Origin of the sequence: Shewanella acanthi, assembly GCF_019457475.1 — a bacterium.
GTDB lineage: Bacteria > Pseudomonadota > Gammaproteobacteria > Enterobacterales > Shewanellaceae > Shewanella > Shewanella acanthi.
This window is the reverse complement of the sequence record NZ_CP080413.1, coordinates 1,699,356-1,724,415: the sequence shown is the minus strand read 5'-3', so window position 1 is coordinate 1,724,415 and position 25,060 is coordinate 1,699,356. Positions and strand designations below refer to the sequence as shown.

Genomic DNA, 25,060 nt, shown 5'->3' with positions numbered 1-25,060 from the left:
GGCATGCTACTTATTTGTTATTTCTCTATATTCTAAGACATAACTTTGACACAAGCCCAGAAAATTGACAGTCGGCATGACACTGAGGCTATGCGACATGGCCATAACCTTGGCCGCTAGGTTGCCAATTTGGGCCTGTGTGAACGCATCTTGATAGCTCGATTTCAACAACACTTGCCTTAGGATTAAGTATAAAACCTTAAGAGCATCAATAATTTGTTGTTCACTTACGGTTAACAAACTACCACAGAGATGTCCTGTAGACAAACTTTGTGTCCAATCTTTGCGATAGGCCAATAATGATTGATATTGGCTGGGCTGCTGTCCATCTGAAAGCAGACTTTGTGCCAATTTGATTGGACCACCTACCACACTTAAGCACCATGTGACGTCTTCTTGAACGGCGCAATGCTCAATTAGCCAAGATTTAATTTGTTGTTTAGTCGGTAATACGAAGGGAATTCGCTGACAACGGCTGCTAATGGTGGCTAGTAGAGTCGCAGGCGAATCAGATTGCAAAATGAGCAGCGTATCTTTACCCGGTTCTTCGAGAGTTTTTAGCAGCGCGTTTGCTGCTGCGGTATTTAGCCGCTCACTCTGGTGAATAATGGCAACCCGGCGACCACTTTGCTGCGCCGTGGCCGTTAAGCGCTGGCAAAAATCACGAATTTGATCGACCTTGATTTGATTGCCGTCTGCTTCTATCTGGTAAAAATCAGGATGGTTTCCCGCATCGAATAACTGACAGGCCTTACAAAAACCACATCCCCCCTCAGCTGTCGGCTGAGTGCAAATTGCGGTGCGGGCCATAAATAGCGATAACAGTTGCCCACCGTAAGCAGAATCGATTCCCACTAACTGCGCGTGGGGCATCTTACCTGTTTGTAACTGTGCTAAAAAAGCCTGTCTAGGTGAGGCTAACCAAGGCAGAGAATCAACATTAAAGGTCTGTTGGACTACCATGCCATTGCCTGTAACACGGCTAAAATATCCTTATGAACCTCTGCCATGGTTTGACTCGCATCAATTACCGCAATGCTGTCATCTTCATTGGCAAACCTCAGATAAGTCGAGCGTGCCCTCTCAAAGAAATCAATCGCCTGCTGCTCGATTCTATCCAGTTCACCACGCTTAGCCGCACGCATTAATCCCAATTTCGGATCAATATCCAAATAAAGGGTCAAATCCGGCTTAAAACCGTGAAGCGTTGCGTTACTCACAGCCTCAACCAAAGGCATTAACCCGCGGCCACCGCCTTGATAAGCAAGGGATGACAGATTGTGTCTGTCTCCTAACACCCAATACCCCTCATTAAGCGCAGGTTTTATCACGTTCGCCACCAGCTGGGCACGCGCCGCATAAATTAGCAAGCATTCAGACTCATCACAGAGGGGATCATTGGGATCGGCAATTTTAACTAGGTCTCGGATACGCTCCGCCAGCGGCGTACCACCAGGTTCACGGGTACACACTGGCGTACGGCCGGTGTGTTTTTCAATAAAATCTCTAATAAGGGCTATCGCACTCGACTTGCCAGCACCTTCAAGTCCTTCAACTACAATGAATTTGGCGCTCGATTGGGTCATTTTTTCTTTCTCTGATAAATATCAACGGCGCGGTTATGCTCTTCTAAGGTGGTCGAGAACACATGGGTGCCATCGTTACGCGATACAAAATACAAATAACTGACTTCGGCAGGCTTGGATACCGCTTCCAATGAGGCCTTACTTGGCGCAGCAATCGGTGTTGGCGGTAAACCGAAAATGCGATAGGTGTTAAATGGTGTCTCCTCGACTAAATCCTTACGGGTGATATTGCCGTTAAAACGCTCACCCATACCATAGATAACAGTCGGATCTGTTTGCAGTTTCATGCCTAAATTCAGACGATTAATAAACACGCCTGCAATCAGCCCACGCTCGCTCGCCTGGCCAGTTTCCTTTTCAACGATAGAAGCAAGGGTTAACATTTCGTAGGGTGATTTAAGCGGTAAATTAGGATTACGCTCCGCCCATGCCTTAGCCAATTCCTGCTCCATCATCTTATAGCTTTGAGTCAGGAGTACCTTCGCATCACTTTCAGCGGTGTAATGGTATGTCTCGGGGAAGAACTTGCCCTCTGGCAGTGCCGAATCATCGCCCTGCTCCATTAATACGGCGGCAAAAATCTCCTTCGACAGCACTAAATGTGGAGCACTGGCAAGCTGTTGTTCCCACTCATTAATGGTCTTTCCTTCGACTAAGGTTAAACTGAAAATCTTTACCTTGCCCTCGGATAAATCCTTAAATAAATCCGCAATGGACTGCGAAGGCGTGATTTCATACAAACCGGTGCGGATCTTTGCAAGTTCAGGTTGTAACCTTAACAGCAATTTCAGTTTCCATTTGCTTTGAATAATGCCATCGGTTTCAAGCTGCTGAGCTAATTGATTAACACTTGTGCCACGGGCAATGGTCAGCTCTTTGGGCTCAGTTAACACCAAGGGCGTTTGACCATAGCCAATAATGGATTGATAGCCCCAATAACCCAGCACACAGGCTAGTAATAGCAAGCCCAACAGAATGGAAACCACTTTAACGAGATGTTTTTTCATAATGTAAGTGAAAGTTGTTCTCTAAGAAGCGTCGTAATGGGCGAGCGTGAAAAGCTTAAAGTATCTATCTGCTTTACATCAACCACACCAAGGACACTGTTCGTAATAAAGACGGAATCAAAATCGGCAAGTTGTTTACTCTGTATCGGTAAACACTCGATATTCATACCGTTTTCGAGCAAGTTTTGCATGACCTGCTCACGCATTACCCCTGCAACACCACAATATTCGAGTGACGGGGTACTTAACTGGTTCCCCTTAATGAAGAATATGTTCGCCATGGAAGACTCAATAACCTTGTCATGGCAATCTAAGACCAACCAATCCTCGAAGCCAGTGGCTAACGGTTGGGACTTGATAAGCACTTGTTCAAGCCGATTAAGATGTTTGATACCGGCAAGCAGCGGCTGATGCCCTAGGCGAACTGAAGAAGTTTTAAGACATATCCCATCACGCTGCCAATCGGCATAATGACTCGGAATAGGATGCACTGACACCACTTCACTCACTTTGACCTCGGCAGGCGGCGCATAACCACGACCACCAACACCCCGTGTCAGAATGAGTTTGATGCAATGATGGGGATATTGTTCGGCTATAGCGTTGAGTTGATTTTTAAGTTCGTGACTTAACCCCCACTCAAAACCCAATCTTGCAGCACCTGCGGTTAAGCGAGCTTGGTGACAATCGAAAAACAATATGCCCGTATCGCCTGTACGCATGGTAGCAAATAGGCCATCACCATAGGCAAGCCCCCTATCATAAGGTTCAATACAACCCTGTGACGTCCCATTCACCCAGTGCAAAATCATCAGTCCTGACTGATGCGGCTAGCGACCGCTTCTTGCTGATCTTTGTACTTAGCGTTTTTACGCGTGTTGTAAGGTCGGGATACAGGACCGCTTAAGCGCTCGAAGTTGAGCGCACCAATGGTCATCCCTGGGCGAAGTGCCAGTGGCAATTTACCGCTGTTGTAAAATTCGAGCACGATTTTGCCCTGCCAACCCGGATCAATACGGTGGGCAGTGACGTGCACCATTAATCCAAGACGAGCCAGTGACGAACGGCCATCTAACCAGCCGACGATATCAGCAGGTAACGTCACGCTCTCAAAGGTCACCGCCAGCGCAAGCTCACCAGGGTGAAGGAAAAACGCTTCACCCTCGGGGATTTCGATGATTTCACTCATCACACGATCGAGCGCCGCTTGCACTTCAACACTTGGACCACTCAGGTCGATATAAGGCGCGGTATGATCCTTAAAGACACGAAATTGTCCACCTAAGCGCACATCGATACTCACCCCAGAGATCGCCTCATTACTTGGACGGGGTTCCATCACAATAGTGCCTTCATCGAGGGCCTGTTCAATTTCGAAATCGGTTAAGCGCATCTTGCCTTTTACTCCCTGAGTTTTTTAAGTTGTTATTTTGCAAGTAGATGTTGGATACGGGTTTTTAATATATCGGTTGCAATACGGTTTTTCCCGCCGCGGGGAACGATAATATCAGCGTATTGTTTTGAGGGCTCGATAAATTGTAAAAACATCGGCCGAACGGTTTTCTTGTACTGTGAAATCACCGACTCCATTGTACGGCCACGCTCTGCCACATCGCGGGTTAAGCGGCGAAGAAAACAGATATCCAGAGGCGTATCCATAAAGACACTGGCATCCATCAGTTCACGTAGTTTCGGATCGGTCAGCAGCAAAATCCCTTCTAAAATGATCACTTTTTTCGGTGTCATTTGAATGGTTTCTGGCATACGGGTATGTTCGGTATAGCTGTAGCATGGAACGTTTACTGCCTGACCGGATTTCAGCATTTGTAAATGCGTACATAACAGTTGGTGATCTAACGCCTTTGGATGGTCGTAGTTGGTTAACACCCGCTGATCCATCGATAAATGACTTTGATCACGATAATATGCATCTTCATTGATGACACCAATTTCATCCGTGCCTAAATCGCGACGTAATTCATCAAAAATCGTCTTGGCAATTAGACTCTTGCCAGATGCTGACGCGCCTGCGATTGCAATAATGACACACGAACTCATATGTTTAGACCTTACTCATCATCAGAAATGCTAATAGAAACTTTGGCCTGGCTCTGTTGAAGTGCCAGCTCAGCCCCGACCTTACGGGCAATTTCCCGATAAAGTGCTGCAACTTCAGTGTCGGGCTCAGCGATCACTAGAGGTGCACCGACATCCATGGATTCACGGATATTAATATGTAGCGGCAATGCACCGAGTAAAGGTACATTGTAACGCTCTGCAATTTTGCTACCACCGAGGGTACCAAATGGGTGCTCCTTATGACCACATTCAGGGCATAAGTGGAAACTCATATTCTCAACAATTCCCAACACAGGAATGTTGACCTTTTGGAACATGGTAATGCCTTTTTTCGCATCGGCAAGGGCGATATCCTGTGGTGTCGTAACAATCACAGCGCCACAAACAGGTACCTTTTGCGAGAGAGTTAACTGAATATCACCCGTACCTGGTGGCATATCCACCACAAGATAATCCAGTTCTGGCCACTGGGTTTCGTTCAGCAATTGTGCCAAAGCTCCTGCCGCCATTGGGCCGCGCCACACAGCGGCTTCATCACCACTTAACATAAAACCAATCGATTGTGCTGCAATGCCATGGGCACTTGCCGCCGACATGTGCTTACCATCGATGGATACGGGTCTAAAATTTGGAATACCCAACATCAATGGGACCGATGGGCCATAGATATCCGCATCTAAAATGCCCACCTGCGCGCCTTCTGCCGCGAGGGCCAAAGCCAAGTTCACCGCCGTGGTTGATTTGCCCACACCGCCCTTTCCCGATGCAACTGCAATCACTTGTTTTACATTCGGAATAGGTGCAATGGATGCGGTAGCAGAATGCACTTTTGGCTGAAAATCAATTTCGCATTCCACTTCATCGATGGCATCCAAAACCGCGAGTTTATTGGTAATGGCCATCACGGTATCGCGATATTGAGTCATACAAGGGTAAGGATAGACCAAGCCAAGTTGTAAACGCTTGCCTTCAATGGCCAATTTAGTTACGCAGCCCGCGCTGACTAATCCCTGTGACAAATAGGGGTCAATATAGGCATCGAGAATGGATAAAACGGGACCGAGAAGATCATCACTTAAACGATAATCAGTATGAGTTGCAGCCAAAAGAGTCACCCCCAGCGAGAAATTTGCCCAAGTGTACCAGATAATGGCAAAAACATTAGCGCAGATTTAATCCAATTGACTCAGGTTTTGATGAAAATCATCCTGTAATCGGTTAGTATCTCTACCATTATTTTTGGCCCACCACGATATTTGAGACAAGATGGCAACTTCACAACGTAAAATTCTCGTGACCAGCGCACTTCCCTACGCGAACGGACCGATCCACTTAGGTCATATGCTGGAATATATCCAGACAGACATCTGGTCGCGTTATCAAAAACTTCGTGGACACGAATGCCACTATATTTGTGCCGACGACGCCCACGGCACGCCTATCATGCTTAAAGCACAGCAATTAGGCATGGCGCCTGAAGAGATGATCGCTCAAGTGAACAAAGAGCATCAACAGGATTTTGCCGATTTTAATATCGCCTTCGATAACTATCACAGCACCCACAGTGAAGAAAACCGTGCGCTTGCCAGCGATATTTACCTCAAATTACGCGACAACGGTTATATCAAGAGCAAGACCATTTCTCAGTTGTTTGACCCAGAAAAGTCGATGTTCCTGCCTGACCGTTTCGTTAAAGGCACCTGCCCTAAGTGTAAGTCACCGGATCAATACGGCGACAACTGTGACGCTTGCGGTGCGACTTACAGCCCAACTGAACTGATTAACCCACGTTCAGCGGTATCGGGCGCGACGCCTGTAATGAAAGATACTGAGCACTTTTTCTTCGACCTGCCAGCCTTTGAAGGCATGTTAAAGGAATGGACCCGCTCTGGCGCCCTACAAACCGAGATGGCGAACAAGCTAAACGAATGGTTTGAGCAAGGCCTACAACAATGGGACATCACCCGTGATGCACCTTATTTTGGTTTTGAAATTCCAGAAGCGCCAGGCAAATACTTCTACGTCTGGCTCGATGCACCTATTGGCTACATGGGTTCATTCAAAAACCTATGTGACAAACGTCCTGAGCTGAGCTTCGATGAGTTTTGGGCCAAGGATTCGAGTGCCGAAGTGTATCATTTCATCGGTAAAGACATCGTTTACTTCCACAGCCTCTTCTGGCCAGCCATGTTACATGGCGCGGGTTTCCGTCAGCCGAACAGCGTTTACGCCCACGGTTATGTGACGGTAAACGGCGCGAAAATGTCGAAATCTAAGGGCACCTTTATCAAGGCTCGCACTTACTTAGACCATTTAGACCCAGAATACTTACGTTACTACTACGCGGCAAAACTGAGCAGCCGTATCGACGATCTGGATTTAAATCTTGAAGATTTCGTGCAACGCGTTAACTCAGACTTGGTCGGTAAACTGGTCAACCTTGCTTCGCGCACCGCAGGTTTTATCACTAAGCGTTTCGATGGCAAGCTGGCCAAGATTGCAGATACCACTTTGACCGATGCGTTTTTAGCCAAACAAGCACAAATCGCCGAATTCTACGAAACCCGTGAATACGGTAAAGCGATGCGTGAAATTATGTCTCTTGCTGACATCGCTAACGGCTTTGTCGCCGATGCAGCGCCTTGGCAGTTAGTGAAGCAGGACGATCAGCAAGAAGCGGCGCACCAAGTATGCTCAAACGCCTTGAACCTGTTCCGTATTCTAGTGACTTACCTTAAACCAGTACTGCCACGTTTAGCGCAGGACGTTGAAGCCTTCTTCCAACAAAGCTTAACGTGGGATGGTTTAGGCCAAGATATGGCAGGTCATGAAATCGCGCCATTCAAGGCTATGATGCAACGTGTTGAGTTGGATAAGGTTAATGCGATGGTGGATGATTCTAAGGAAAACCTGCAAGTAACCGCAGAGCCTGAAGCACCAAAAGGCCCATTAGCGACAGATCCGATTAGCGAAACCATCAACTATGAAGATTTCGCCAAAGTCGATTTACGCATTGCTCGCATCGTTAAAGCTGAACATGTGCCAGAGGCGGACAAGTTACTTAAACTGCAACTCGATATCGGCGGCGAAACCCGTCAGGTATTTGCCGGCATTAAATCGGCCTACTCGCCAGAGGATCTCGAAGGCAAGCTGACTGTGATGGTAGCTAACCTTGCTCCACGTAAGATGCGCTTTGGCATGTCGGAAGGCATGGTGCTAGCTGCAGGCCCAGGTGGCAGCGACTTGTGGATTTTAGAGCCACACGAAGGCGCCCAGCCTGGTATGCGCGTTAAATAAACTAGGCTAACACTCAATATTAGGGTCGCATTCGCGGCCCTTTTTATTTCTTATTGAATCTGAATTCACCGCTCAACTTAAATAATCTTCACGCTCACCGATAATTCATATCGACCCATCTCCTTTTTATATAAACTGCCTCTGAATCAGCACATTGATAAACTGCTGCATCAAAATACTTTATGGATGCGGTTTCACGGAGAGAGCATGGGAAATATCATTGAGCAATTGCAGTTTTCTGCCTCAATTACCGGCCCGATTTGTTTGATGTTAGCCCTTGGGGTCATACTCAAACGCACCAATGCGATTAATGAAAACTTTATCGATGTCGCATCAAAATTAGTCTTTAATGTCACCCTGCCCGCGCTGCTTTTACTGGGGATTTTAAAATCTAATCACGACGTGAGTTCTAGCGCGGCGTTGGTGAGTTTTGGTGTAATAGCTAATTTCAGCTTCTTTTTACTGTCGATTTTTGTCACTCGCCGCTATTTTAGCGACCCTAGGGATAAGGGCGTTATCATTCAAGGTGGCTTTCGCGCCAATACCGCGATTATCGGTTTAGCTTATGTGTCAAACGCTTACGGTGAATCAGGTGTTGCAATGGCTGCAGTTTACGTGGCCTCAATGACACTGCTTTACAATATCCAAGCTGTCATTTGCCTAACACCTAAGGGGGAGCAATCTGGTCGGCAAGCACTTGGCGTTATCATCAAAACGCTCACTAAAAACCCGCTAATCATTGCCATTATTCTCGGCATTGTCATCTCGCTGCTTGCGATCCCTATACCCAAAATGGTAACCGATGCGGGGCAATATTTCGCCAATATGACTCTGCCGCTCGCACTACTGTGCACGGGTGGTTCTTTAGATATTGGTTCCCTTAAGCACGAGCGTTATGCCACTTGGTTTGCCAGCTTTTTAAAACTCGTAGCAGCGCCGCTACTTATTACAATTGCGGCGATGATAATCGGTTTTAGGGGGATTGATTTAGCCATTGTGTTTTTAATGAGCTCAGCACCAACGGCCGCAGCAAGTTATGTGATGGCGCGCGCCATGGGCGGCAATGCCACCTTAGCCGCCAATATCATCGCCCTTACAACGGTTTGCTCGCTTTTGACCTGTACGCTGGGGATTTTTTTACTGTCGACTTTTCAATTTATATAAGAGTTCAGAAACAACAAAAGTTTTGCCAATTATAAGGCGAGCCATGCTCGCCTTATATCGTTAAATTCAATTGCCAACTGTTGATATCGTCGAATTACACCGGATTGATGATATCCACAAAGTGATGTTTAAGACCAAACTCACGGGCTAAATGGCGGCCTAATGCCTCGATGCCATAACGCTCAGTGGCATGGTGGCCTGCTGCAAAATAATGAATGCCCTGCTCTATTGCGCTGTGGTAGGTTCGCTCCGACACTTCACCGCTGATAAAAGCATCCACTCCCAAATTGGCTGCCACATCAATATAATCCTGCGCACCACCAGTACACCAAGCAAGTTGCTGAATTTTCGCATCGCTATCGCCAATATGTAGAGGCGTTCTGCCTAAGGCTTCACCTAAAAGTGATGCAAAGTCCTTGGCTGCCATCAGTAAATCGAGCTTACCACGCCATACTAACCCTTGAGCAATCTCCTCGACGGGTTCGGCATCTAATATGCCCATCTGACGGCCGAGGGTGGCGTTATTACCCAGCATTGGATGGGCGTCCAATGGCAGATGATAACCAAACAAGTTGATATCGTGGGTGAGTAACGCCTTTATTCGGCGCTGTTTCATCCCAGTAATAACCTCTGGTTCACTCTTCCAAAAAAAACCATGGTGCACCAAAATGGCATCGGCCTGTAAACGAATTGCCTCATCGATAAGTGCTTGGCATGCAGTAACACCCGTCACGATAGTGCGGATGTCATCTCTACCCTCAACCTGCAGACCATTAGGCGCATAGTCTTTAAAAGCTGAAACCTTCAAAAATTCCGCCAAATATTGAGTTAGTTCTGTGCGTGTCATTCCATCACCAATTAACGTTTTGAATTAAATATAGTTTACTACATTGCTCGGTCTACGCGAACGCTGCCCTGTAAATACACGACTCTGACCCTATCACCCACATTAAATACCATTCCTGCATCATAGTCTTGGATCACCATAATTTGGGTGCCGTCCTCTTGATTGATCATTAATTCAACCAACTTGAAAGTCTTGATCGTGCTACCACTACCATACTGATGACCAATACCGCCGCCAATGAGCGCCCCCAATACAGTGGCAACATCTTGCCCTGAACCACTGCCGATTTGATGACCCAACACCCCACCGATTAAGGCACCGCCGAAGGTTTTCCAGCCCTGATTTCTATCCTCAACGAGCTGATTTTCTGTAATATTTCTAACAGAGTCGACATCACCATAGAGTACTTTTTCAACGGGAACAGCTTGGTTGCGGTCATACCCTGCCTGTACAGGCCAAATAAGGCAGGCACAAATGAACATAAAGCTCGCTAGACTAGGTTTCAACATATGCAAATTTCCGCTAACTTAATATAAGGGTCTATTAATGAATAATACGCAATTGTGAACTCACTGTCTTTTCTGGATCACGAATTTGAAGCTTTCCCTTCACCAGAGCTCGCCTTAACCGATCCTAATGGTTTGTTGGCGATAGGTGGAGACTTACGTGTAGAGCGATTATTAACCGCTTATTATCATGGTATTTTCCCTTGGTTTAACGCTCAAGATCCCATTCTATGGTGGTCACCGGATCCCAGAGCCATCTTTATTCCAGGAAAAGTCAAAATAAGTGTAAGCCTTCGCAAATTTTTAAAACGTCAGCCTTGGCGATTCACCATTAATCATGCCTTTACCGATGTAATGGCAGGCTGTGCCCAACCGAGAGTAAAACAAGCTGAAACTTGGATAAGCCATGAAATTCAAATGGCTTATCGAGAATTACACCACACAGGCCATGCCCACTCGATTGAAGTTTGGCAAGGCGAGCGCTTGATTGGTGGCCTATATGGCCTAGCCATTGGCCAAGTCTTCTGCGGTGAATCCATGTTCCACCGTGAAACCAATGCATCTAAGGCAGCCATGGTTGTACTACAACAGCATTTGATCAAGATGGGATTTAAATTAATTGATGCCCAAGTCATGAATCCTCACTTGGAAAGTTTAGGCGCAATAGCTATCAAGCGATCTGATTTTATTCAACTTTTAACCCAATTTAGGGACAAATTTGTTAACCCAGAGGCTTGGATACCTAGCGAGGTCAAACTTGAACTCTAATGCCAGCAGCACACCTATCGCCATTGGGATCAGTCAGAGTTTCCCCTGCAGTTATCTTGAAGGACAGCAGGAACAGTTATTGGTAATTCAAGAGGAAACCCTAGATCCCATTTTATTTGAACGCTTACTCTGTATCGGCTTTCGTCGCAGCGGCAGTGCCATTTATAAACCCCGCTGCCCCCATTGCAATGCCTGTCAGCCAATCCGTTTACCCATTAATGAATTTAAACCTTCAAAACGGCAAAAACGCACCCTGGCGAATAACCGCGATTTAACTTGGCGGGTGACGAGCGAGCACACAGACAAGCAATATGCTCTCTATGAAAAATATATCCAGCAGCGACACTTTGACGGTCCAATGTTTCCGCCGAGTAAAGCACAGTACGAGCAGTTTTTGTTTTGTCACTGGTTACCCCCCACCTTTATCGAAGTCTATGATGGTGAGCGGCTGCTTGCTGTCGCCGTGACAGATACTCTGCCAAACAGTTTATCGGCCATTTACAGTTATTTTGACCCAGATGAGGCTCACCGTTCCCTAGGCGTGTTGCTCATTTTAATACAGTGTCGACTCGCAAAATTAATGGATAAAGCATACCTCTACCTTGGCTACCAAATCGATGCTAACCGCAAAATGTCCTATAAACGCTTATATCGCCCCTATCAAATTTTAACCTCCCACGGCTGGGAGTATTCCCAAGTTTGCTAAGTACTTCCCCTTTACAGCGGGGGGAATTTGGGGCATGATACGCCCGTTTTTACATTCGAAGGCTAATGGGATAATTAATTAATGGCGAAAGAAGACAACATTGAAATGCAAGGCACTATCCTTGAAACCTTGCCAAACACAATGTTTCGCGTAGAGCTTGAAAATGGTCACGTTGTGATCGCACACATTTCTGGCAAAATGCGCAAAAACTACATCCGCATCCTGACCGGTGACAAAGTCACAGTTCAGTTGACTCCTTATGATCTCACTAAAGGTCGTATCGTCTTCCGCGCACGCTAATATTGCCCCATAGTTCAAAACCCGGCACTGCCGGGTTTTTTGTTTGCGAGAGATAACAAAAATGGCTGCCAAGGCAGCCATTTTTTTGTGGGTTGACTAAAGCTATTTAGGCTTTCGCTTTATTGGACGGTTTAACTACCCTCTCTGCACGGATCACAATCTCTCCGTCTTTAGCATCGACATGGGCGATACCACCCTGTTCAAGCGCACCAAAGAGGACCTCATCCGCTAGTGGACGCTTGATAAGGTCAGTGACCACGCGCGCCATGGGACGCGCGCCCATACTCTTATCGTAACCTTTCTCTGCAAGTAAGGTACGAGCCTCGTCACTGACATCTAAGGTCACGTGTTTAGCATCCAATTGTGCTTGGAGCTCAACCAAGAATTTATCCACCACTTTAGCAATGATAGTCATATCTAAGTGGTTGAACCAAATGATGGAATCAAGACGGTTTCGAAACTCAGGTGAGAACACCCGGTTAATTTCAGACATCGCATCTTGAGTGTGATCCTGCTGGGTAAAACCAATCGATTTACGGATGGTTTCCTGCACCCCAGCGTTGGTTGTCATCACCAAGGTAACGTGCCTAAAATCGGCTTTACGGCCATTATTATCGGTTAAAGTGCCGTGATCCATCACCTGAAGCAACAGGTTATAGACGTCAGGGTGGGCTTTTTCAATTTCATCGAGCAGCACCACACAGTGCGGATTCTTAATGACCGCATCGGTGAGTAACCCACCTTGGTCATAGCCTACGTATCCTGGAGGCGCACCAATCAAACGCGAAACTGTGTGGCTTTCCATGTATTCAGACATATCAAAGCGCACCAGTTTCATTCCAAGGCAGCTTGCCAACTGGTTTGTGACTTCGGTCTTACCGACCCCAGTAGGACCGGCAAACAGGAAACTACCCACGGGTTTCTTTTCTGTACCTAAGCCACTGCGCGACAGTCGAATTGCGGCACTGAGGCTCTCAATGGCTTTGTCTTGGCCAAACACCACCATTTTGAGGTTACGTTCAAGATTGCGGAGTAAATCCTTATCTGTTGCTGATACAGACTTCTCAGGAATGCGAGCAATTTTAGCTACTATTGTTTCGATTTCTGCCTGACCAATGGTTTTTTTACGTTTACTCTGCGGCAACATCGCCATTCGAGCGCCCGCCTCATCAATCACATCAATTGCTTTATCGGGTAAGTGTCTGTCATTGATATGTTTTGCAGACAATACCGCAGCACAATTAATCGCGGCGTGGGTATAACGCACCCCGTGGAACTCTTCGTATTTAGACTTAAGTCCCATCAGAATTTTGGTGGTTTCTGCCACTGACGGCTCGTTGATATCCACCTTTTGGAAACGGCGGGCAAGCGCGCGGTCCTTTTCGAAAATACTTTGATATTCCTGGAAGGTGGTCGAGCCCATACAACGCAGATTGCCGCTAGATAACAGTGGCTTAAGTAGGTTTGATGCATCCATCACCCCACCAGAGGCCGCTCCTGCGCCAATAATAGTGTGAATTTCATCAATGAATAGAATGGCGTGTTTATCGGCAGAAAGCTCTTTTAATAAGCTTTTGAAGCGTTTTTCAAAATCACCGCGATATTTTGTTCCCGCAAGCAATGCACCTAAATCCAATGAATACACGGTAGCCTGTGACATCACCTCAGGTACTTGATGATTCACAATACGATAAGCAAGACCTTCGGCAATCGCAGTTTTACCTACACCCGCCTCGCCCACCAGCAAGGGATTATTCTTACGGCGACGGCAAAGTGTTTGAATTGCACGCTCAATCTCTTGCTCACGGCCAATGAGTGGATCAATCACGCCTTGTTTGGCCATTTGGTTCAAATTAGCAGCAAACTGTGCCAACATGCTGCGCTCTTCACTCCCCTCTGAATGGTCTTCAATACGTTCTTGATCCTGTTGGAAATCAGGATCTTCATTTTTGGAAAAACCGTGGGAGATAAAATTCACCACATCTAAACGGGTAATATCACAACGACGCAGCAAATAAACGGCTTGGGATTCCTGCTCACTAAAAATAGCCACTAAAACGTTAGCACCAGTGACTTCGTTTCGGCCAGAAGACTGCACATGGAAAACGGCACGTTGTAAGACCCGTTGAAACCCGAGTGTTGGTTGGGTTTCTTTATCATCATCTATATCGGCGATGATAGGAGTTGTTTGTTGAATGAAACTGGCGACTTCATCACGCAGTTTATCTAAATTAGCCCCACAGGCGATCAAGGCCTCTTGAGCGGCAGGATTGTCAATTAGAGCCAATAACAGATGTTCCACTGTCATATACTCGTGTCGTGCCTCTCTGGCTTGCTGGAACGCCAGATTTAAGGTGACTTCCAGATCTTTGTTCAGCATAAGCACCCCCTAAATAAACGACTGACACAGAATAAAGCGTTTCTACGCCTTTTCTAACGAACACAGTAACGGATGTTGGTTTTCTCTTGCAAATTGATTTACTTGAATCACCTTGGTTTCTGCAATGCCATAGGGGAAAACGCCACAGATGCCCTTTCCTTGGTGATGCACTGTCAACATAATATCGGTGGCTTCCTGTTCATTTTTGCGAAAGAAGAGTTGTAACACTTCAATTACGAAGTCCATGGGGGTGTAATCGTCATTATTGAGTATCACCTTATACATCGAAGGTGGCATTAACTCAGACTCTACACGCTCTTCAACGTGTTCTATATTTCCTATCTTCGCCATTTTTTAATACTAGCCTCTCGTTTTGGCCTCTTACAACTGCTTACTTGAATTTAATTTATTGTTATCTTTTTGTTAATTTTAACTTGACTTCCGCTGCTACTCCTAACATTCTGTAGCTCAGACGGTCAAACACATCCGTCTATAAATACAGGTTTTACTATCTTACTGGTAAGTAGACAACAGAAGGAAGTTGAAGTATGGCAAGCGGAACTGTTAAATGGTTCAACAACGCCAAGGGATTCGGGTTTATTTGCCCTGATCAAGGTGGCGAGGACGTTTTTGCACACTATTCTACCATTGAAATGGAAGGCTATCGAACTCTAAAAGCAGGCCAACCAGTTCAATTTGAAGTAGAACAGGGTCCAAAAGGGATGCACGCTTCAGCCATTTCACCCACAAAATAATGTGAGTGAGGCAAATAAGCTGAGAAGGCAGGGATAAGTCCCTGCCTTTTTATTTGCTCTAACCTTTAACCGGATATAACGCTATAAATCAGATTAAACATCGCCTTACTTCAGGTATAAAAAAGGATCTGCAACTGCAGATCCTTTTTGTTAGCTATCAATCGGGCTTTAAAATTAAGCGATTAACAGTTTGTTTAAGGTTTCGCTTGGGCGCATCGCTTTTTCAGCTTTAGCCGCATCTAAACGGTAATAACCGCCTAAATCCACTGGAGCACCTTGGGCATTGTTCAGCTCTGCAACAATGACTAGCTCATTCGCAGTCAGAGACTCAGCTAATGGGGTAAAGTGCGCTTGCAGCTGCTCATCTTGCGTTTGCGCAGCTAGAGCCTGTGCCCAGTACATTGCTAAATAGAAGTGGCTACCACGGTTATCCAGCTCACCCACTCTTCTTGAAGGTGACTTGTTGCTATCTAAGAACTGACCGATTGCTTGATCTAATGTATCCGCTAACACTTGTGCCTTTGGATTGCCTACGGTTTGGCTTAAATGCTCTAAAGACGCTGCTAACGCAAGGAACTCACCCAGAGAATCCCAACGCAGGTGACCTTCTTTCTCAACCTGTTGCACGTGCTTAGGTGCACTACCGCCCGCACCCGTTTCGAACAGACCACCACCGTTCATTAATGGCACGATAGACAGCATTTTAGCGCTGGTGCCCAGTTCTAAAATTGGGAACAAGTCTGTCAGGTAGTCACGCAGAACGTTACCAGTAACAGAAATAGTGTCTTTACCTTCTTTGATACGCACTAATGAGAAACGAGTCGCTTCTTCTGGAGACAGAATGCTGATTTCAAGACCATTGGTGTCATGCTCAGGCAGGTATTGTTTTACCTTAGCAATTAACTGCGCATCGTGGGCACGGTTAGCATCTAACCAGAATACCGCTGGAGTGTTGCTTAAACGAGCACGGCGAACGGCCAATTTCACCCAGTCACGGATGGGCGCATCTTTAACTTGGCACATTCTCCAGATATCACCGGCTTCAACGTTGTGGCTCATTAATACGGTGCCAGTTGAATCAGTGACGGTTACAACGCCGTCTGCAGGGATTTCAAAGGTCTTGTCGTGGCTACCGTACTCTTCGGCTTTTTGCGCCATCAGACCCACGTTTGGCACGCTACCCATAGTTTTTGGATCAAATGCGCCATTCTCTTTACAGAAAGCGATAGTTTCTTGGTAAACACCGGCGTAGCAGCGATCTGGGATCAGCGCTTTAGTATCGTGCAGTTGACCATCTGGGCCCCACATTTGGCCTGAAGAACGGATAGCCGCAGGCATAGACGCATCGATGATGATGTCGCTTGGTACGTGTAGGTTGGTGATACCTTTGTCTGAATCGACCATTGCCAGCGCTGGACGCTCGGCATATACCGCAGCGATATCCGCTTCGATTTGCGCACGCACTTCAGCAGGCAGAGTCGCGATTTTCGCGTATACGTCACCAAAACCGTTGTTAACATCAACGCCTAATTCAGCGAATAAAGACGCGTGCTTTTCGAACACGGGTTTGAAGAATGCCTTCACTGCGTGACCGAACATGATGGGATCAGACACTTTCATCATGGTGGCTTTAAGGTGCAAAGACAACAGTACGTTTTCTTCTTTAGCATTTGCGATTTCGCGCTCGAAGAAACTGACTAGGGCTTTTTTACTCATGACTGCTGAGTCGATGATTTCACCGGCTTGCAGTTTCAGGCCTGATTTTAACACCACTTCTTGACCATCAGTTTGGGTTAGCACGATGCTCACAGTGTCAGCGTTCGCCACTGTCACAGACTGCTCGCTACCGTAGAAATCGCCTTCGGTCATGTGAGCAACGTGAGACTGAGAATCCGCAGCCCATTTGCCCATGGAGTGTGGGTTTTTCTTAGCGAAGTTTTTCACAGACAGCGGCGCGCGGCGGTCTGAGTTACCCTCACGCAGTACAGGGTTTACTGCACTGCCTTTAATTTTGTCATAACGGGCTTTGATTGACTTCTCTTCGTCAGTCTTTGGCTCGTCTGGGTAGTTAGGGATGTTATAACCTTTTTGTTGCAGCTCTAAAATACAGGCCTTTAACTGAGGGATAGAGGCACTGATATTTGGCAGCTTGATGATGTTAGCTTCTGGTAGGTTTGCTAATTCACCTAATTCAGCTAAATGATCGCCAATTTTTTGAGCGTCGTTAAGGTTTTCAGGGAAGTTCGCAATCACACGGCCAGATAACGAAATATCACGGGTTTCAACCGCAACACCGGCAGCGTCGGTAAAGGTCTTGATGATAGGCAACAGAGAAAGAGTCGCCAGTGCTGGGGCTTCGTCTGTTTCAGTATAGATAATTGTTGGTGCGTTATCTTTCATGTTACATCCTACATTATTGTAAAATATGCTATTTTTATAAGAATTTTATATCATGGCGAAGGTGTATTGGCACGGCGGAATTCTCTATTGCGGCAATCGCTTCTGCCCTGTCAACGCACTCGAGCCAATACAGTTGCTTGTTTTACTTCACCAATTTTATTGGGATCCGGTACCGCTATGCCCGCAAAGCGTTTGGCATAGATCACATTTTCAGGCGGACATCATAGAGCATTCACGCTAATATTCAAATTCCACTGTTAGTCAATGCCAAGTACACTGTGTACAAATTTAGGCTCAGCCCCCCATCAAACGGTATATTGGTATCCATTCAGTTGGAGCCATCATCAACAGCATGAACAAGAATAGAATTTCGCCAAAGCGTTCAAACACAACGCCTCCGCCCACTGGCAGCATATCGCCCCGAGAAAGCAAGAGGCACAAACAGGCACAAAAGGCTGGCGTAGAGGTCAAGCAAAACAAGACTGGTCGAACCTCTTCAAAGCAGGGACTTGACAATAAAAAATATAATAAATCGGGTTCAAATTCGGCTAAACATCAACAGGCGAGTCAAGGTGTAGTGGTCAATCCGATCATAGTGTTATTTAATAAACCCTACGATGTGCTATGCCAATTTACCGACGAACAGGGTCGCCAGACCTTAAAGGACTATATCCCTATTCCTAGCGTATATGCCGCAGGAAGATTAGATAGGGACAGCGAAGGCCTGTTACTGCTCACCAACGACGGAAAACTCCAGGCCAAACTTACAGAGCCTAAAAAGAAAACCTTTAAAACCTATTGGGTGCAAGTCGAAGGTGAGCCTAGCGAAACGGACTTAGTCAAATTACGCCAAGGTGTTGAGCTCAAAGATGGCATGACGCTACCCGCAAAGGTAAAACTCATGGATGCGCCCTCTGTGTGGCCCCGCAATCCGCCCATACGTGAACGTAAAAACATTCCCACCAGCTGGCTTGAAATCCAAATCCACGAAGGGCGAAACCGTCAAGTCAGGCGCATGACCGCCCATATTGGTTTTCCGACATTAAGGCTTATCCGTTACGCCATCGGCGAGTGGTGCCTAGATGACTTAACGACAGGTGAGTATAAAAGCATTCAGTTAGGTTAATTGAGTGCATCTCACCACCCTAAGGTCATTGTAACAGACTCCATTCTAGGAATATGCATTGAATAGCCCAAACCTCAAGTACAGGTAAAACAGATGAAAGTCAGATACAAACCCAATGTCACCGTTGCCTGTATTATCCACGCACCAAACATCCACGTACCAAACGATGACAAATTTCTAATGGTTGAGGAATGGATTGAGGGCGAGCAGCGTTTCAATCAGCCAGCGGGACACCTCGAAGCCAATGAAAGTCTCATCAGTGCCTGTGAGAGAGAGGTATTAGAAGAAACGGGCCTCAGTCTAACGCCGTCTGGCCTCGTGGGGATTTATCAATTTAGTGCAAGTGCCGAGCTTTCGTTTTTGCGCTTTACTTTTTGCGTCCAAGTCGATGAGATGCAAGACACGATTCCACAGGATAAGGACATCAGCGCGTGCCATTGGCTAACACTCGAGCAAATTGAAGCGAAAGCCACACAGCTTAGAAGCCCATTAGTGCTCGATTGTCTTAGGGACTATTTGCATCATTTCCAAAACAGAAACACTTATTCCCTTGAGTTACTCAATAGTACCCGTCTCACGATAGCCCCGAGCGGCAATGCGTGCTAGAATACGCCCCCGCGTAAATAGGCGATTCAACTGAGGCTTTTCCCTCAGTTTCGTACTGTTATTTCCGCTAAACATTTGCACTTATCCTCTTTGTTCAGTGCGTCGATTGAACTTAGTTCTCGGCCAAAACCTGGACTCTGATCCTTGGGTAGAGGCCTATTGAGGATGTGCAATGCGCGAATTCGCCTTTAGCGGCTATATAGCCACAGAATCGCTAAACTTTGAAATGAGAGGCTGCACAGATTTTCATGACTCTCTCAAACCAGACCCATTTACGCGGCCTTGAAATGCCGTCGTTATACCCACATATAGAACGACGCATGCGTGATAAGTAAGCAACACATATTAAGTAGATAATACTCAACGGTTTTTAGGATCTATGACTTCAATCGAACCCACTCATTCAGGAAAAAAAGTCATCGTCGGCATGTCTGGCGGTGTTGATTCATCTGTATCTGCCTATTTGCTGATGCAGCAAGGCTATCAGGTGGAAGGCCTTTTCATGAAGAACTGGGAAGAAGACGATAACGACGAGTATTGTGCTGCCGCAGAAGATTTAAAAGACGCTCAAGCCGTGTGCGACAAGCTTGGGATTAAACTACACACAGTCAACTTTGCCGCAGAATATTGGGACAATGTATTCGAGTATTTCCTTGCCGAGTACAAGGCGGGTCGAACCCCAAATCCCGATATCATGTGTAATAAAGAAATCAAATTTAAAGCCTTTTTAGACTTTGCCGACGATATCCTCGATGCCGACTATATCGCCATGGGCCATTATGTCCGCCGCCGCGACAACGAAGACGGCTCTGTACAAATGTTACGCGGTGTCGACAACAACAAAGACCAAAGCTACTTCCTCTACACCCTAAGCCATGAGCAAGTGGCACGCAGCCTGTTCCCTGTGGGTGAACTTGAGAAACACGAAGTGCGTGATATCGCCAAAAAAATGGGCTTAATCACCCATGATAAAAAGGACAGTACGGGAATTTGTTTTATCGGCGAGCGTAAGTTTACTGAGTTTTTAGGCACTTACCTACCGGCGCAGCCTGGCAATATCGAAACCCCTGAAGGTGAAATTATTGGTACCCATCAGGGGCTAATGTACCACACCCTTGGTCAGCGCAAAGGCCTTGGCATAGGTGGCATGAAAAACAGTAATGACAACCCTTGGTACGTAGTTGATAAAAATCTTAAGCGTAATGTTTTGATTGTGGGTCAAGGTGCACATCACCCTCGCCTAATGTCAAATGCCATGGTCGTCAATCAGCTACATTGGGTTGACCGCATTGGCCCAGCTGATAAGAGCCACATTGTGGTGAAAACCCGCTACCGCCAGCAGGATATCCCTTGCACTATCACCGTTGTGGATGCAAACAGCATAAAAGTCGTGTTCGATGAGCCCGTCGCTGCCGTGACTCCAGGCCAATCGGCAGTATTTTACGACGGCGAAGTGTGTTTAGGCGGCGGCATTATCGACCAAATTATTCGAGGATAACGGGTGAACGATCAGCTGATTAATCGCACTATGGCCTTTGCAGGAATACTGCAAGCCATTGCACAAGTTCAGTATTTAGCACGCCATGGTGAGAGTGACACCGAGGAACTCGCAGCCAGTTTGAACACCATTCTGGTGACGAATCCGGATTCTGCTGCTGACGTATATCAAGATAAACAGGCCTTACAAAAGGGCTATAAACTGGTCTTGAACCAACTGGGCGACAGTAGTCAAAAAGACGTTGAAATCACCCGCTATCTAGTGGGAATTATGGCGCTGGAGCGCAAACTTGCCCGTTCTAATTCTGGCCTTGCGATGCTAAGTGAACGCATTAATCAGGTGCATCGACAGCTACACCACTTTTCCATTACCGATGAGCAAGTGATCGCCAATTTGGCGAGTATTTACAGCGATATTATCAGTAATCTTGGACCTAAGATTCAAATTTCAGGTAACCCTATGTGCCTGCAGCGTCCAATTGTACAACATAAAATACGTGCCCTGCTGTTAGCGGCAATGCGCAGTGCCGTACTTTGGCGACAACTTGGCGGTAAGCGCAGACACTTAGTTTTTGCCCGCAAAGCTATCGTCGATACGGCTAAAAAAAGCCTTACCCTACAATAAAATAAGTTTTTATCAAGGAGCTTCACATGGATCTTTCCGCACTAACTGCTATCTCTCCGGTAGACGGCCGTTACGGTAGTAAAACAGCGTCATTGAGAGGGATTTTCAGCGAGTTCGGTCTTACTAAGTACCGTGTTCAAGTCGAAATCAACTGGCTTAAACTGTTAGCCGATTGTCCAGAAATCACTGAAGTGCCACCACTGAGTGGATCTGCTATCGCACTGCTCGACGCCATCAAAGACAATTTCAGCGAGCAAGATGCGCTTCGCGTGAAAACCATTGAAAGCACCACCAACCACGATGTGAAAGCGGTTGAATACTTCATTAAAGAAAAAATCGCGGATAACGCGGAATTAGCCGCCGTGGGTGAATTCGTTCACTTCGCCTGTACTTCAGAAGACATCAACAACCTAAGCCACGGTTTAATGCTGACCGAAGCCCGCGACCAAGTGGTGCTGCCATACTGCAACGAACTACTGACCGCCATCAAAAAGCTGGCCGTTGAATACCGCTCAGTACCATTGATGTCACGTACCCACGGTCAACCCGCTTCGCCTTCAACGTTAGGTAAGGAAATGGCCAACGTTGCTGTGCGTTTAGAGCGTCAAATCAAGCAGATCGCAGCAGTTGAAGTCATGGGTAAAATCAACGGCGCCGTAGGTAATTACAACGCCCATTTATCCGCCTATCCTGAAGTCAACTGGCATGCACTGTCAGAGCGTTTTGTAACAAGTCTTGGTCTTAACTGGAACGCATACACCACGCAAATCGAGCCGCACGATTACATTGCTGAACTGTTCGATGCTATCGCACGTTTCAACACTATCCTGATTGACTTTGACCGTGACGTTTGGGGTTACATTGCCCTAGGTCACTTCAAGCAACGCACCGTTGCCGGTGAAATCGGTTCATCGACCATGCCACACAAAGTTAACCCAATCGACTTTGAAAACTCAGAGGGTAACTTAGGCATCGCTAACGCACTCATGCAGCACTTAGCCTCTAAACTGCCGGTTTCAAGATGGCAACGTGACTTAACTGACTCAACCGTACTGCGTAACTTAGGTGTGGGTATTGCCCACTCGCTGATCGCTTACCAAGCAACTCTAAAAGGTATCAGCAAGTTACAAGTAAACGAAGAGCATTTACGTGCTGAACTTGACCAAAATTGGGAAGTATTAGCAGAGCCAGTACAAACCGTCATGCGCCGCTACGGCATTGAAAAGCCCTACGAGAAGTTAAAAGAACTGACCCGTGGTAAGCGTATCGATGCACAACAATTAGCGGTATTTATCGACGGTTTAGCACTGCCAGAAGAAGTAAAAGTTGAACTCAAGAAGATGACGCCAGCCAACTACATTGGCCGTGCTGAAGCCTTCGTTGACGAGCTTAAGTAAACTTCAGCAATGATTTTTAGCTGATAATCTAAACAGATATTTCTAAGTTAATCTCTCGCTTAGTTTCATCAGCTAAAATGGTTTATTTGACCTAAACAAGGATTAGGCGGTTACATCCTAAGATGTAGTCGCCTTTTTTGACACTATGTACAAACTTAATCTCGATATCGCCCAGTTCTTAAATGAATACTGGCAAAAGAAACCTCTGGTCATCAAAGGTGCCTTCCCACAATTCCAAGATCCGATCAGCGCCGATGAACTGGCAGGTCTTGCCTGTGAAGAAGAAATCACTTCACGTATCGTTGAAACCACTGAAAACGATTGGAAAGTGACCCAAGGCCCCTTTGAAGACTACGACAACTACGGTGAAAGCCACTGGCAGCTACTCGTGCAAGCCGTTAACCATTGGTATCCAGATTCACAACCTTTGGTTGAGGCATTCCGCTTCCTGCCGGATTGGCGATTCGACGATTTAATGGTGTCATTCGCAACCCCTAGCGGCGGTGTCGGCCCACACGTTGATAACTACGATGTGTTTATCATCCAAGGTGAAGGCGAGCGTCGCTGGACTGTGGGCGCCAATACCCCACAACAACGCCGTGGTGGCAATCCCAACTCGCCACTGGTGGAAGACTTTGAGCCGATCATCGATGTTGTGCTCGAAAAAGGCGATGTGCTTTATATTCCACCGGGTTACCCACACTGCGGTGAAACCTTAACCTTAGCGTTGAGCTATTCCATCGGTTACCGCGCCCCGAGCCAACAAGAATTAGCCAGTGAAGTCGCCGACTATCTGCTGGATAAAAATTTAGGTCAGCAACGTTTTACCTCGCAAACTGAGCCTGCAAATCCAGGGGTCATCAGCCAAGACCACCAGCAAGGCATTATGTCGCTGTTAAGCCAGTTGGCTGAAGATCCAAAGAGCTATCAAGTGGTTCTGGGTAAATTGCTCAGCCAAAACCGCTTCGAGCTCGATATCTGCGAAGGGGAAGAAGCCTACAACGCAGAAGACTTACAAGATGCCTTTGAGCAAGGCGCAGGCATCAGCCGTATTGGTGGCTTAAAAGTGCTGCGCGTGGAAAACGACAGCGAATCACGCCTCTTTATCAATGGCGAGATTTATCCGCTGCCAAATACTGACGTATCCGTATTAATCACGCTTTGCGATAACGTGAACTTAAGCTCGGACGCTGCAAAGGCGCTTTGTGAGCAACAAGAAGTACAAGCGCTGTTGCTGCAGCTTATCAATCAAGGTTTGTATTACCTGAGCGACAGTTCTGATATGGAAGATGAAGACTCAGATGATGAAGTCCTAGATGATGAAAGCACGTATGACGAAGACTAAGTCAGTCTAGCTTCATTGATGGAACGGTTTAAAAACATAAAGGCACTCGATTGAGTGCCTTTATTGTTACTTAAGTCTCTTAAATGAACTTGCTTTATATGTTGTTCAATACTGAGCAAAACCCATTTAATTGTGCTTAAGCCTGATTGCCCCACAACTTTTCATCATTGTGCATCCGGTACAGACTTTCAGCGCGTGAAACCAATAACTGGGCGAATTTAGCCTGGGTTGCATCACGGCGAGTTGCACCAGAGCGAATGAGATTTTCCGCCTGCATCTGCCACATCATTGAGAAATGTCGAATGGCGTCGCGCGCCGTTTTTGCCACTTTGACGTCCACGAAATCCGACGGTAAATCCCCAGACATTACCCAATAGGTTTTGGTGCTCGGACGCTTAGATTCCATTTTCCATATTGCTAAATAAGGTGCTAAGTAACGGCTTTCATCGGCTAACACTTTACTTGGGATCACCCCTTTTTCAGCCAGAAAACGGTTAGCCTTTTGAAATTGCGTTCTAACCCATTCTTGACGCATTTTTTCCATCTCTTCTGGGGAAATGGTCGGTTGGGCTGGTGCAGCGGCTTGTTCAGTCATACTTCCTTCCTAACTTATTGTTATTGCGTGGCTCTCATTCTTTGGAAAGTCCACGATGCATACTAATGGCTGAA

At 46.5% G+C, this 25,060-nt stretch carries 24 protein-coding genes and 1 pseudogene; 12 read left to right on the top strand and 13 right to left on the bottom strand.

Annotated features, from left to right (window positions below):
• Nucleotides 1–6: 6 nt before the first annotated feature.
• Genes holB through apbC form a run of 7 tightly spaced genes read right to left on the bottom strand, consistent with a single transcriptional unit; the run spans nt 7 to nt 5,778 of the window.
• A complete protein-coding gene (gene holB, locus K0H61_RS07665) occupies nt 7–963 on the bottom strand; it encodes a DNA polymerase III subunit delta' (RefSeq protein WP_220052095.1) in 957 nt (318 codons plus the stop codon).
• Nucleotides 957–1,586, bottom strand: coding sequence for a dTMP kinase (tmk, locus tag K0H61_RS07660; protein ID WP_220052094.1), 630 nt, complete (start codon nt 1,584–1,586; stop codon nt 957–959). The genes holB and tmk overlap by 7 nt, the downstream gene beginning before the upstream one ends.
• A complete protein-coding gene (mltG, locus tag K0H61_RS07655; protein ID WP_220052093.1) occupies nt 1,583–2,593 on the bottom strand; it encodes an endolytic transglycosylase MltG in 1,011 nt (336 codons plus the stop codon). Before mltG ends, tmk begins: the two co-directional genes overlap by 4 nt.
• Nucleotides 2,590–3,399, bottom strand: a complete 810-nt coding sequence (gene pabC, locus K0H61_RS07650; protein WP_220052092.1) for an aminodeoxychorismate lyase — start codon at nt 3,397–3,399, stop codon at nt 2,590–2,592. The genes mltG and pabC overlap by 4 nt, the downstream gene beginning before the upstream one ends.
• Nucleotides 3,400–3,404: 5 nt before the next feature.
• Nucleotides 3,405–3,986, bottom strand: a complete 582-nt coding sequence (gene dcd, locus K0H61_RS07645) for a dCTP deaminase (protein ID WP_220052091.1) — start codon at nt 3,984–3,986, stop codon at nt 3,405–3,407.
• Between the two features lie 32 nt (nt 3,987–4,018).
• Nucleotides 4,019–4,651: a uridine kinase gene (gene udk / locus K0H61_RS07640; RefSeq protein ID WP_220052090.1), complete on the bottom strand. Its 633-nt coding sequence runs from the start codon at nt 4,649–4,651 to the stop codon at nt 4,019–4,021.
• An 11-nt stretch (nt 4,652–4,662) separates the two neighbouring features.
• Complete coding sequence (gene apbC / locus K0H61_RS07635) at nt 4,663–5,778, bottom strand: iron-sulfur cluster carrier protein ApbC (protein ID WP_220052089.1); 1,116 nt, start codon at nt 5,776–5,778, stop codon at nt 4,663–4,665.
• Nucleotides 5,779–5,938: 160 nt separating this feature from the next.
• Here apbC and metG point away from each other — a divergent pair, with 160 nt between their 5' ends.
• Both metG and K0H61_RS07625 read left to right on the top strand, forming a co-directional pair.
• Nucleotides 5,939–7,969 carry a methionine--tRNA ligase gene (gene metG / locus K0H61_RS07630; protein ID WP_220052088.1) on the top strand — a complete coding sequence of 677 codons (2,031 nt, stop codon included), beginning with the start codon at nt 5,939–5,941 and terminating at the stop codon, nt 7,967–7,969.
• Nucleotides 7,970–8,176: 207 nt separating this feature from the next.
• Nucleotides 8,177–9,133 (top strand): AEC family transporter, encoded by a 957-nt coding sequence (locus K0H61_RS07625; protein ID WP_220052087.1) that lies wholly within the window; start codon nt 8,177–8,179, stop codon nt 9,131–9,133.
• Between the two features lie 94 nt (nt 9,134–9,227).
• Here the strand turns inward: K0H61_RS07625 and K0H61_RS07620 are convergent, their stop codons facing one another.
• Both K0H61_RS07620 and K0H61_RS07615 read right to left on the bottom strand, forming a co-directional pair.
• On the bottom strand, nt 9,228–9,980 hold the full coding sequence (locus tag K0H61_RS07620) for a Nif3-like dinuclear metal center hexameric protein (RefSeq protein WP_220052086.1): 753 nt from the start codon (nt 9,978–9,980) through the stop codon (nt 9,228–9,230).
• A 38-nt stretch (nt 9,981–10,018) separates the two neighbouring features.
• The gene (locus K0H61_RS07615; RefSeq protein ID WP_220052085.1) at nt 10,019–10,489 is read right to left on the bottom strand and encodes an outer membrane lipoprotein; all 471 of its coding nucleotides are present in this window, start codon (nt 10,487–10,489) and stop codon (nt 10,019–10,021) included.
• Nucleotides 10,490–10,543: 54 nt separating this feature from the next.
• Between K0H61_RS07615 and aat the strand changes: the two genes are divergently transcribed.
• The 3 genes from aat (at nt 10,544) to infA (ending at nt 12,260) form a co-directional block, all read left to right on the top strand.
• Nucleotides 10,544–11,254, top strand: coding sequence for a leucyl/phenylalanyl-tRNA--protein transferase (gene aat, locus K0H61_RS07610; RefSeq protein ID WP_220052084.1), 711 nt, complete (start codon nt 10,544–10,546; stop codon nt 11,252–11,254).
• The gene (locus tag K0H61_RS07605) at nt 11,244–11,960 is read left to right on the top strand and encodes an arginyltransferase (protein WP_220052083.1); all 717 of its coding nucleotides are present in this window, start codon (nt 11,244–11,246) and stop codon (nt 11,958–11,960) included. The genes aat and K0H61_RS07605 overlap by 11 nt, the downstream gene beginning before the upstream one ends.
• An 81-nt stretch (nt 11,961–12,041) precedes the next feature.
• Nucleotides 12,042–12,260, top strand: a complete 219-nt coding sequence (infA, locus tag K0H61_RS07600) for a translation initiation factor IF-1 (protein WP_006081934.1) — start codon at nt 12,042–12,044, stop codon at nt 12,258–12,260.
• A 106-nt stretch (nt 12,261–12,366) separates the two neighbouring features.
• Here the strand turns inward: infA and clpA are convergent, their stop codons facing one another.
• Together clpA and clpS are read right to left on the bottom strand one after the other, a co-directional pair.
• Nucleotides 12,367–14,640: an ATP-dependent Clp protease ATP-binding subunit ClpA gene (gene clpA, locus K0H61_RS07595; RefSeq protein ID WP_220052082.1), complete on the bottom strand. Its 2,274-nt coding sequence runs from the start codon at nt 14,638–14,640 to the stop codon at nt 12,367–12,369.
• A gap of 42 nt (nt 14,641–14,682) precedes the next feature.
• Nucleotides 14,683–14,991 (bottom strand): ATP-dependent Clp protease adapter ClpS, encoded by a 309-nt coding sequence (clpS, locus tag K0H61_RS07590; RefSeq protein ID WP_220052081.1) that lies wholly within the window; start codon nt 14,989–14,991, stop codon nt 14,683–14,685.
• 197 nt (nt 14,992–15,188) lie between these two features.
• Between clpS and cspD the strand changes: the two genes are divergently transcribed.
• Complete coding sequence (gene cspD, locus K0H61_RS07585) at nt 15,189–15,395, top strand: cold shock domain-containing protein CspD (RefSeq protein WP_011072576.1); 207 nt, start codon at nt 15,189–15,191, stop codon at nt 15,393–15,395.
• A gap of 174 nt (nt 15,396–15,569) precedes the next feature.
• Here the strand turns inward: cspD and K0H61_RS07580 are convergent, their stop codons facing one another.
• A complete protein-coding gene (locus K0H61_RS07580; RefSeq protein ID WP_220052080.1) occupies nt 15,570–17,795 on the bottom strand; it encodes an NADP-dependent isocitrate dehydrogenase in 2,226 nt (741 codons plus the stop codon).
• Between the two features lie 352 nt (nt 17,796–18,147).
• Here K0H61_RS07580 and K0H61_RS07575 point away from each other — a divergent pair, with 352 nt between their 5' ends.
• The 6 genes and pseudogenes from K0H61_RS07575 to K0H61_RS07550 all read left to right on the top strand — a co-directional run.
• On the top strand, nt 18,148–18,921 hold the full coding sequence (locus K0H61_RS07575) for an rRNA large subunit pseudouridine synthase E (RefSeq protein ID WP_220052079.1): 774 nt from the start codon (nt 18,148–18,150) through the stop codon (nt 18,919–18,921).
• A gap of 93 nt (nt 18,922–19,014) precedes the next feature.
• Complete coding sequence (locus tag K0H61_RS07570) at nt 19,015–19,527, top strand: NUDIX hydrolase (protein WP_220052078.1); 513 nt, start codon at nt 19,015–19,017, stop codon at nt 19,525–19,527.
• A gap of 379 nt (nt 19,528–19,906) precedes the next feature.
• Complete coding sequence (gene mnmA / locus K0H61_RS07565; RefSeq protein ID WP_220052077.1) at nt 19,907–21,025, top strand: tRNA 2-thiouridine(34) synthase MnmA; 1,119 nt, start codon at nt 19,907–19,909, stop codon at nt 21,023–21,025.
• A 3-nt stretch (nt 21,026–21,028) separates the two neighbouring features.
• Complete coding sequence (hflD, locus tag K0H61_RS07560) at nt 21,029–21,649, top strand: high frequency lysogenization protein HflD (RefSeq protein WP_220052076.1); 621 nt, start codon at nt 21,029–21,031, stop codon at nt 21,647–21,649.
• 26 nt (nt 21,650–21,675) lie between these two features.
• The gene (gene purB / locus K0H61_RS07555) at nt 21,676–23,046 is read left to right on the top strand and encodes an adenylosuccinate lyase (RefSeq protein WP_220052075.1); all 1,371 of its coding nucleotides are present in this window, start codon (nt 21,676–21,678) and stop codon (nt 23,044–23,046) included.
• 145 nt (nt 23,047–23,191) lie between these two features.
• Nucleotides 23,192–24,328 (top strand): annotated as a pseudogene (locus K0H61_RS07550) (ribosomal protein uL16 3-hydroxylase); the annotation flags it as partial.
• Nucleotides 24,329–24,527: 199 nt separating this feature from the next.
• Here the strand turns inward: K0H61_RS07550 and K0H61_RS07545 are convergent.
• Complete coding sequence (locus tag K0H61_RS07545) at nt 24,528–24,986, bottom strand: DUF4826 family protein (RefSeq protein ID WP_220052073.1); 459 nt, start codon at nt 24,984–24,986, stop codon at nt 24,528–24,530.
• Between the last annotated feature and the right edge of the window lie 74 nt (nt 24,987–25,060).

What these genes read in the sequence shown, in the direction of transcription:
- holB (WP_220052095.1), bottom strand. Translation starts at nt 963, where the DNA reads ATGGTAGTCCAACAGACCTTTAATGTTGATTCTCTGCCTTGGTTAGCC.
- tmk (WP_220052094.1), bottom strand. Translation starts at nt 1,586, where the DNA reads ATGACCCAATCGAGCGCCAAATTCATTGTAGTTGAAGGACTTGAAGGT.
- mltG (WP_220052093.1), bottom strand. Translation starts at nt 2,593, where the DNA reads ATGAAAAAACATCTCGTTAAAGTGGTTTCCATTCTGTTGGGCTTGCTA.
- dcd (WP_220052091.1), bottom strand. Translation starts at nt 3,986, where the DNA reads ATGCGCTTAACCGATTTCGAAATTGAACAGGCCCTCGATGAAGGCACT.
- udk (WP_220052090.1), bottom strand. Translation starts at nt 4,651, where the DNA reads ATGAGTTCGTGTGTCATTATTGCAATCGCAGGCGCGTCAGCATCTGGC.
- metG (WP_220052088.1), top strand. Translation starts at nt 5,939, where the DNA reads ATGGCAACTTCACAACGTAAAATTCTCGTGACCAGCGCACTTCCCTAC.
- K0H61_RS07625 (WP_220052087.1), top strand. Translation starts at nt 8,177, where the DNA reads ATGGGAAATATCATTGAGCAATTGCAGTTTTCTGCCTCAATTACCGGC.
- K0H61_RS07620 (WP_220052086.1), bottom strand. Translation starts at nt 9,980, where the DNA reads ATGACACGCACAGAACTAACTCAATATTTGGCGGAATTTTTGAAGGTT.
- K0H61_RS07615 (WP_220052085.1), bottom strand. Translation starts at nt 10,489, where the DNA reads ATGTTGAAACCTAGTCTAGCGAGCTTTATGTTCATTTGTGCCTGCCTT.
- infA (WP_006081934.1), top strand. Translation starts at nt 12,042, where the DNA reads ATGGCGAAAGAAGACAACATTGAAATGCAAGGCACTATCCTTGAAACC.
- clpA (WP_220052082.1), bottom strand. Translation starts at nt 14,640, where the DNA reads ATGCTGAACAAAGATCTGGAAGTCACCTTAAATCTGGCGTTCCAGCAA.
- clpS (WP_220052081.1), bottom strand. Translation starts at nt 14,991, where the DNA reads ATGGCGAAGATAGGAAATATAGAACACGTTGAAGAGCGTGTAGAGTCT.
- cspD (WP_011072576.1), top strand. Translation starts at nt 15,189, where the DNA reads ATGGCAAGCGGAACTGTTAAATGGTTCAACAACGCCAAGGGATTCGGG.
- K0H61_RS07580 (WP_220052080.1), bottom strand. Translation starts at nt 17,795, where the DNA reads ATGAAAGATAACGCACCAACAATTATCTATACTGAAACAGACGAAGCC.
- K0H61_RS07575 (WP_220052079.1), top strand. Translation starts at nt 18,148, where the DNA reads ATGAACAAGAATAGAATTTCGCCAAAGCGTTCAAACACAACGCCTCCG.
- K0H61_RS07570 (WP_220052078.1), top strand. Translation starts at nt 19,015, where the DNA reads ATGAAAGTCAGATACAAACCCAATGTCACCGTTGCCTGTATTATCCAC.
- mnmA (WP_220052077.1), top strand. Translation starts at nt 19,907, where the DNA reads ATGACTTCAATCGAACCCACTCATTCAGGAAAAAAAGTCATCGTCGGC.
- purB (WP_220052075.1), top strand. Translation starts at nt 21,676, where the DNA reads ATGGATCTTTCCGCACTAACTGCTATCTCTCCGGTAGACGGCCGTTAC.
- K0H61_RS07545 (WP_220052073.1), bottom strand. Translation starts at nt 24,986, where the DNA reads ATGACTGAACAAGCCGCTGCACCAGCCCAACCGACCATTTCCCCAGAA.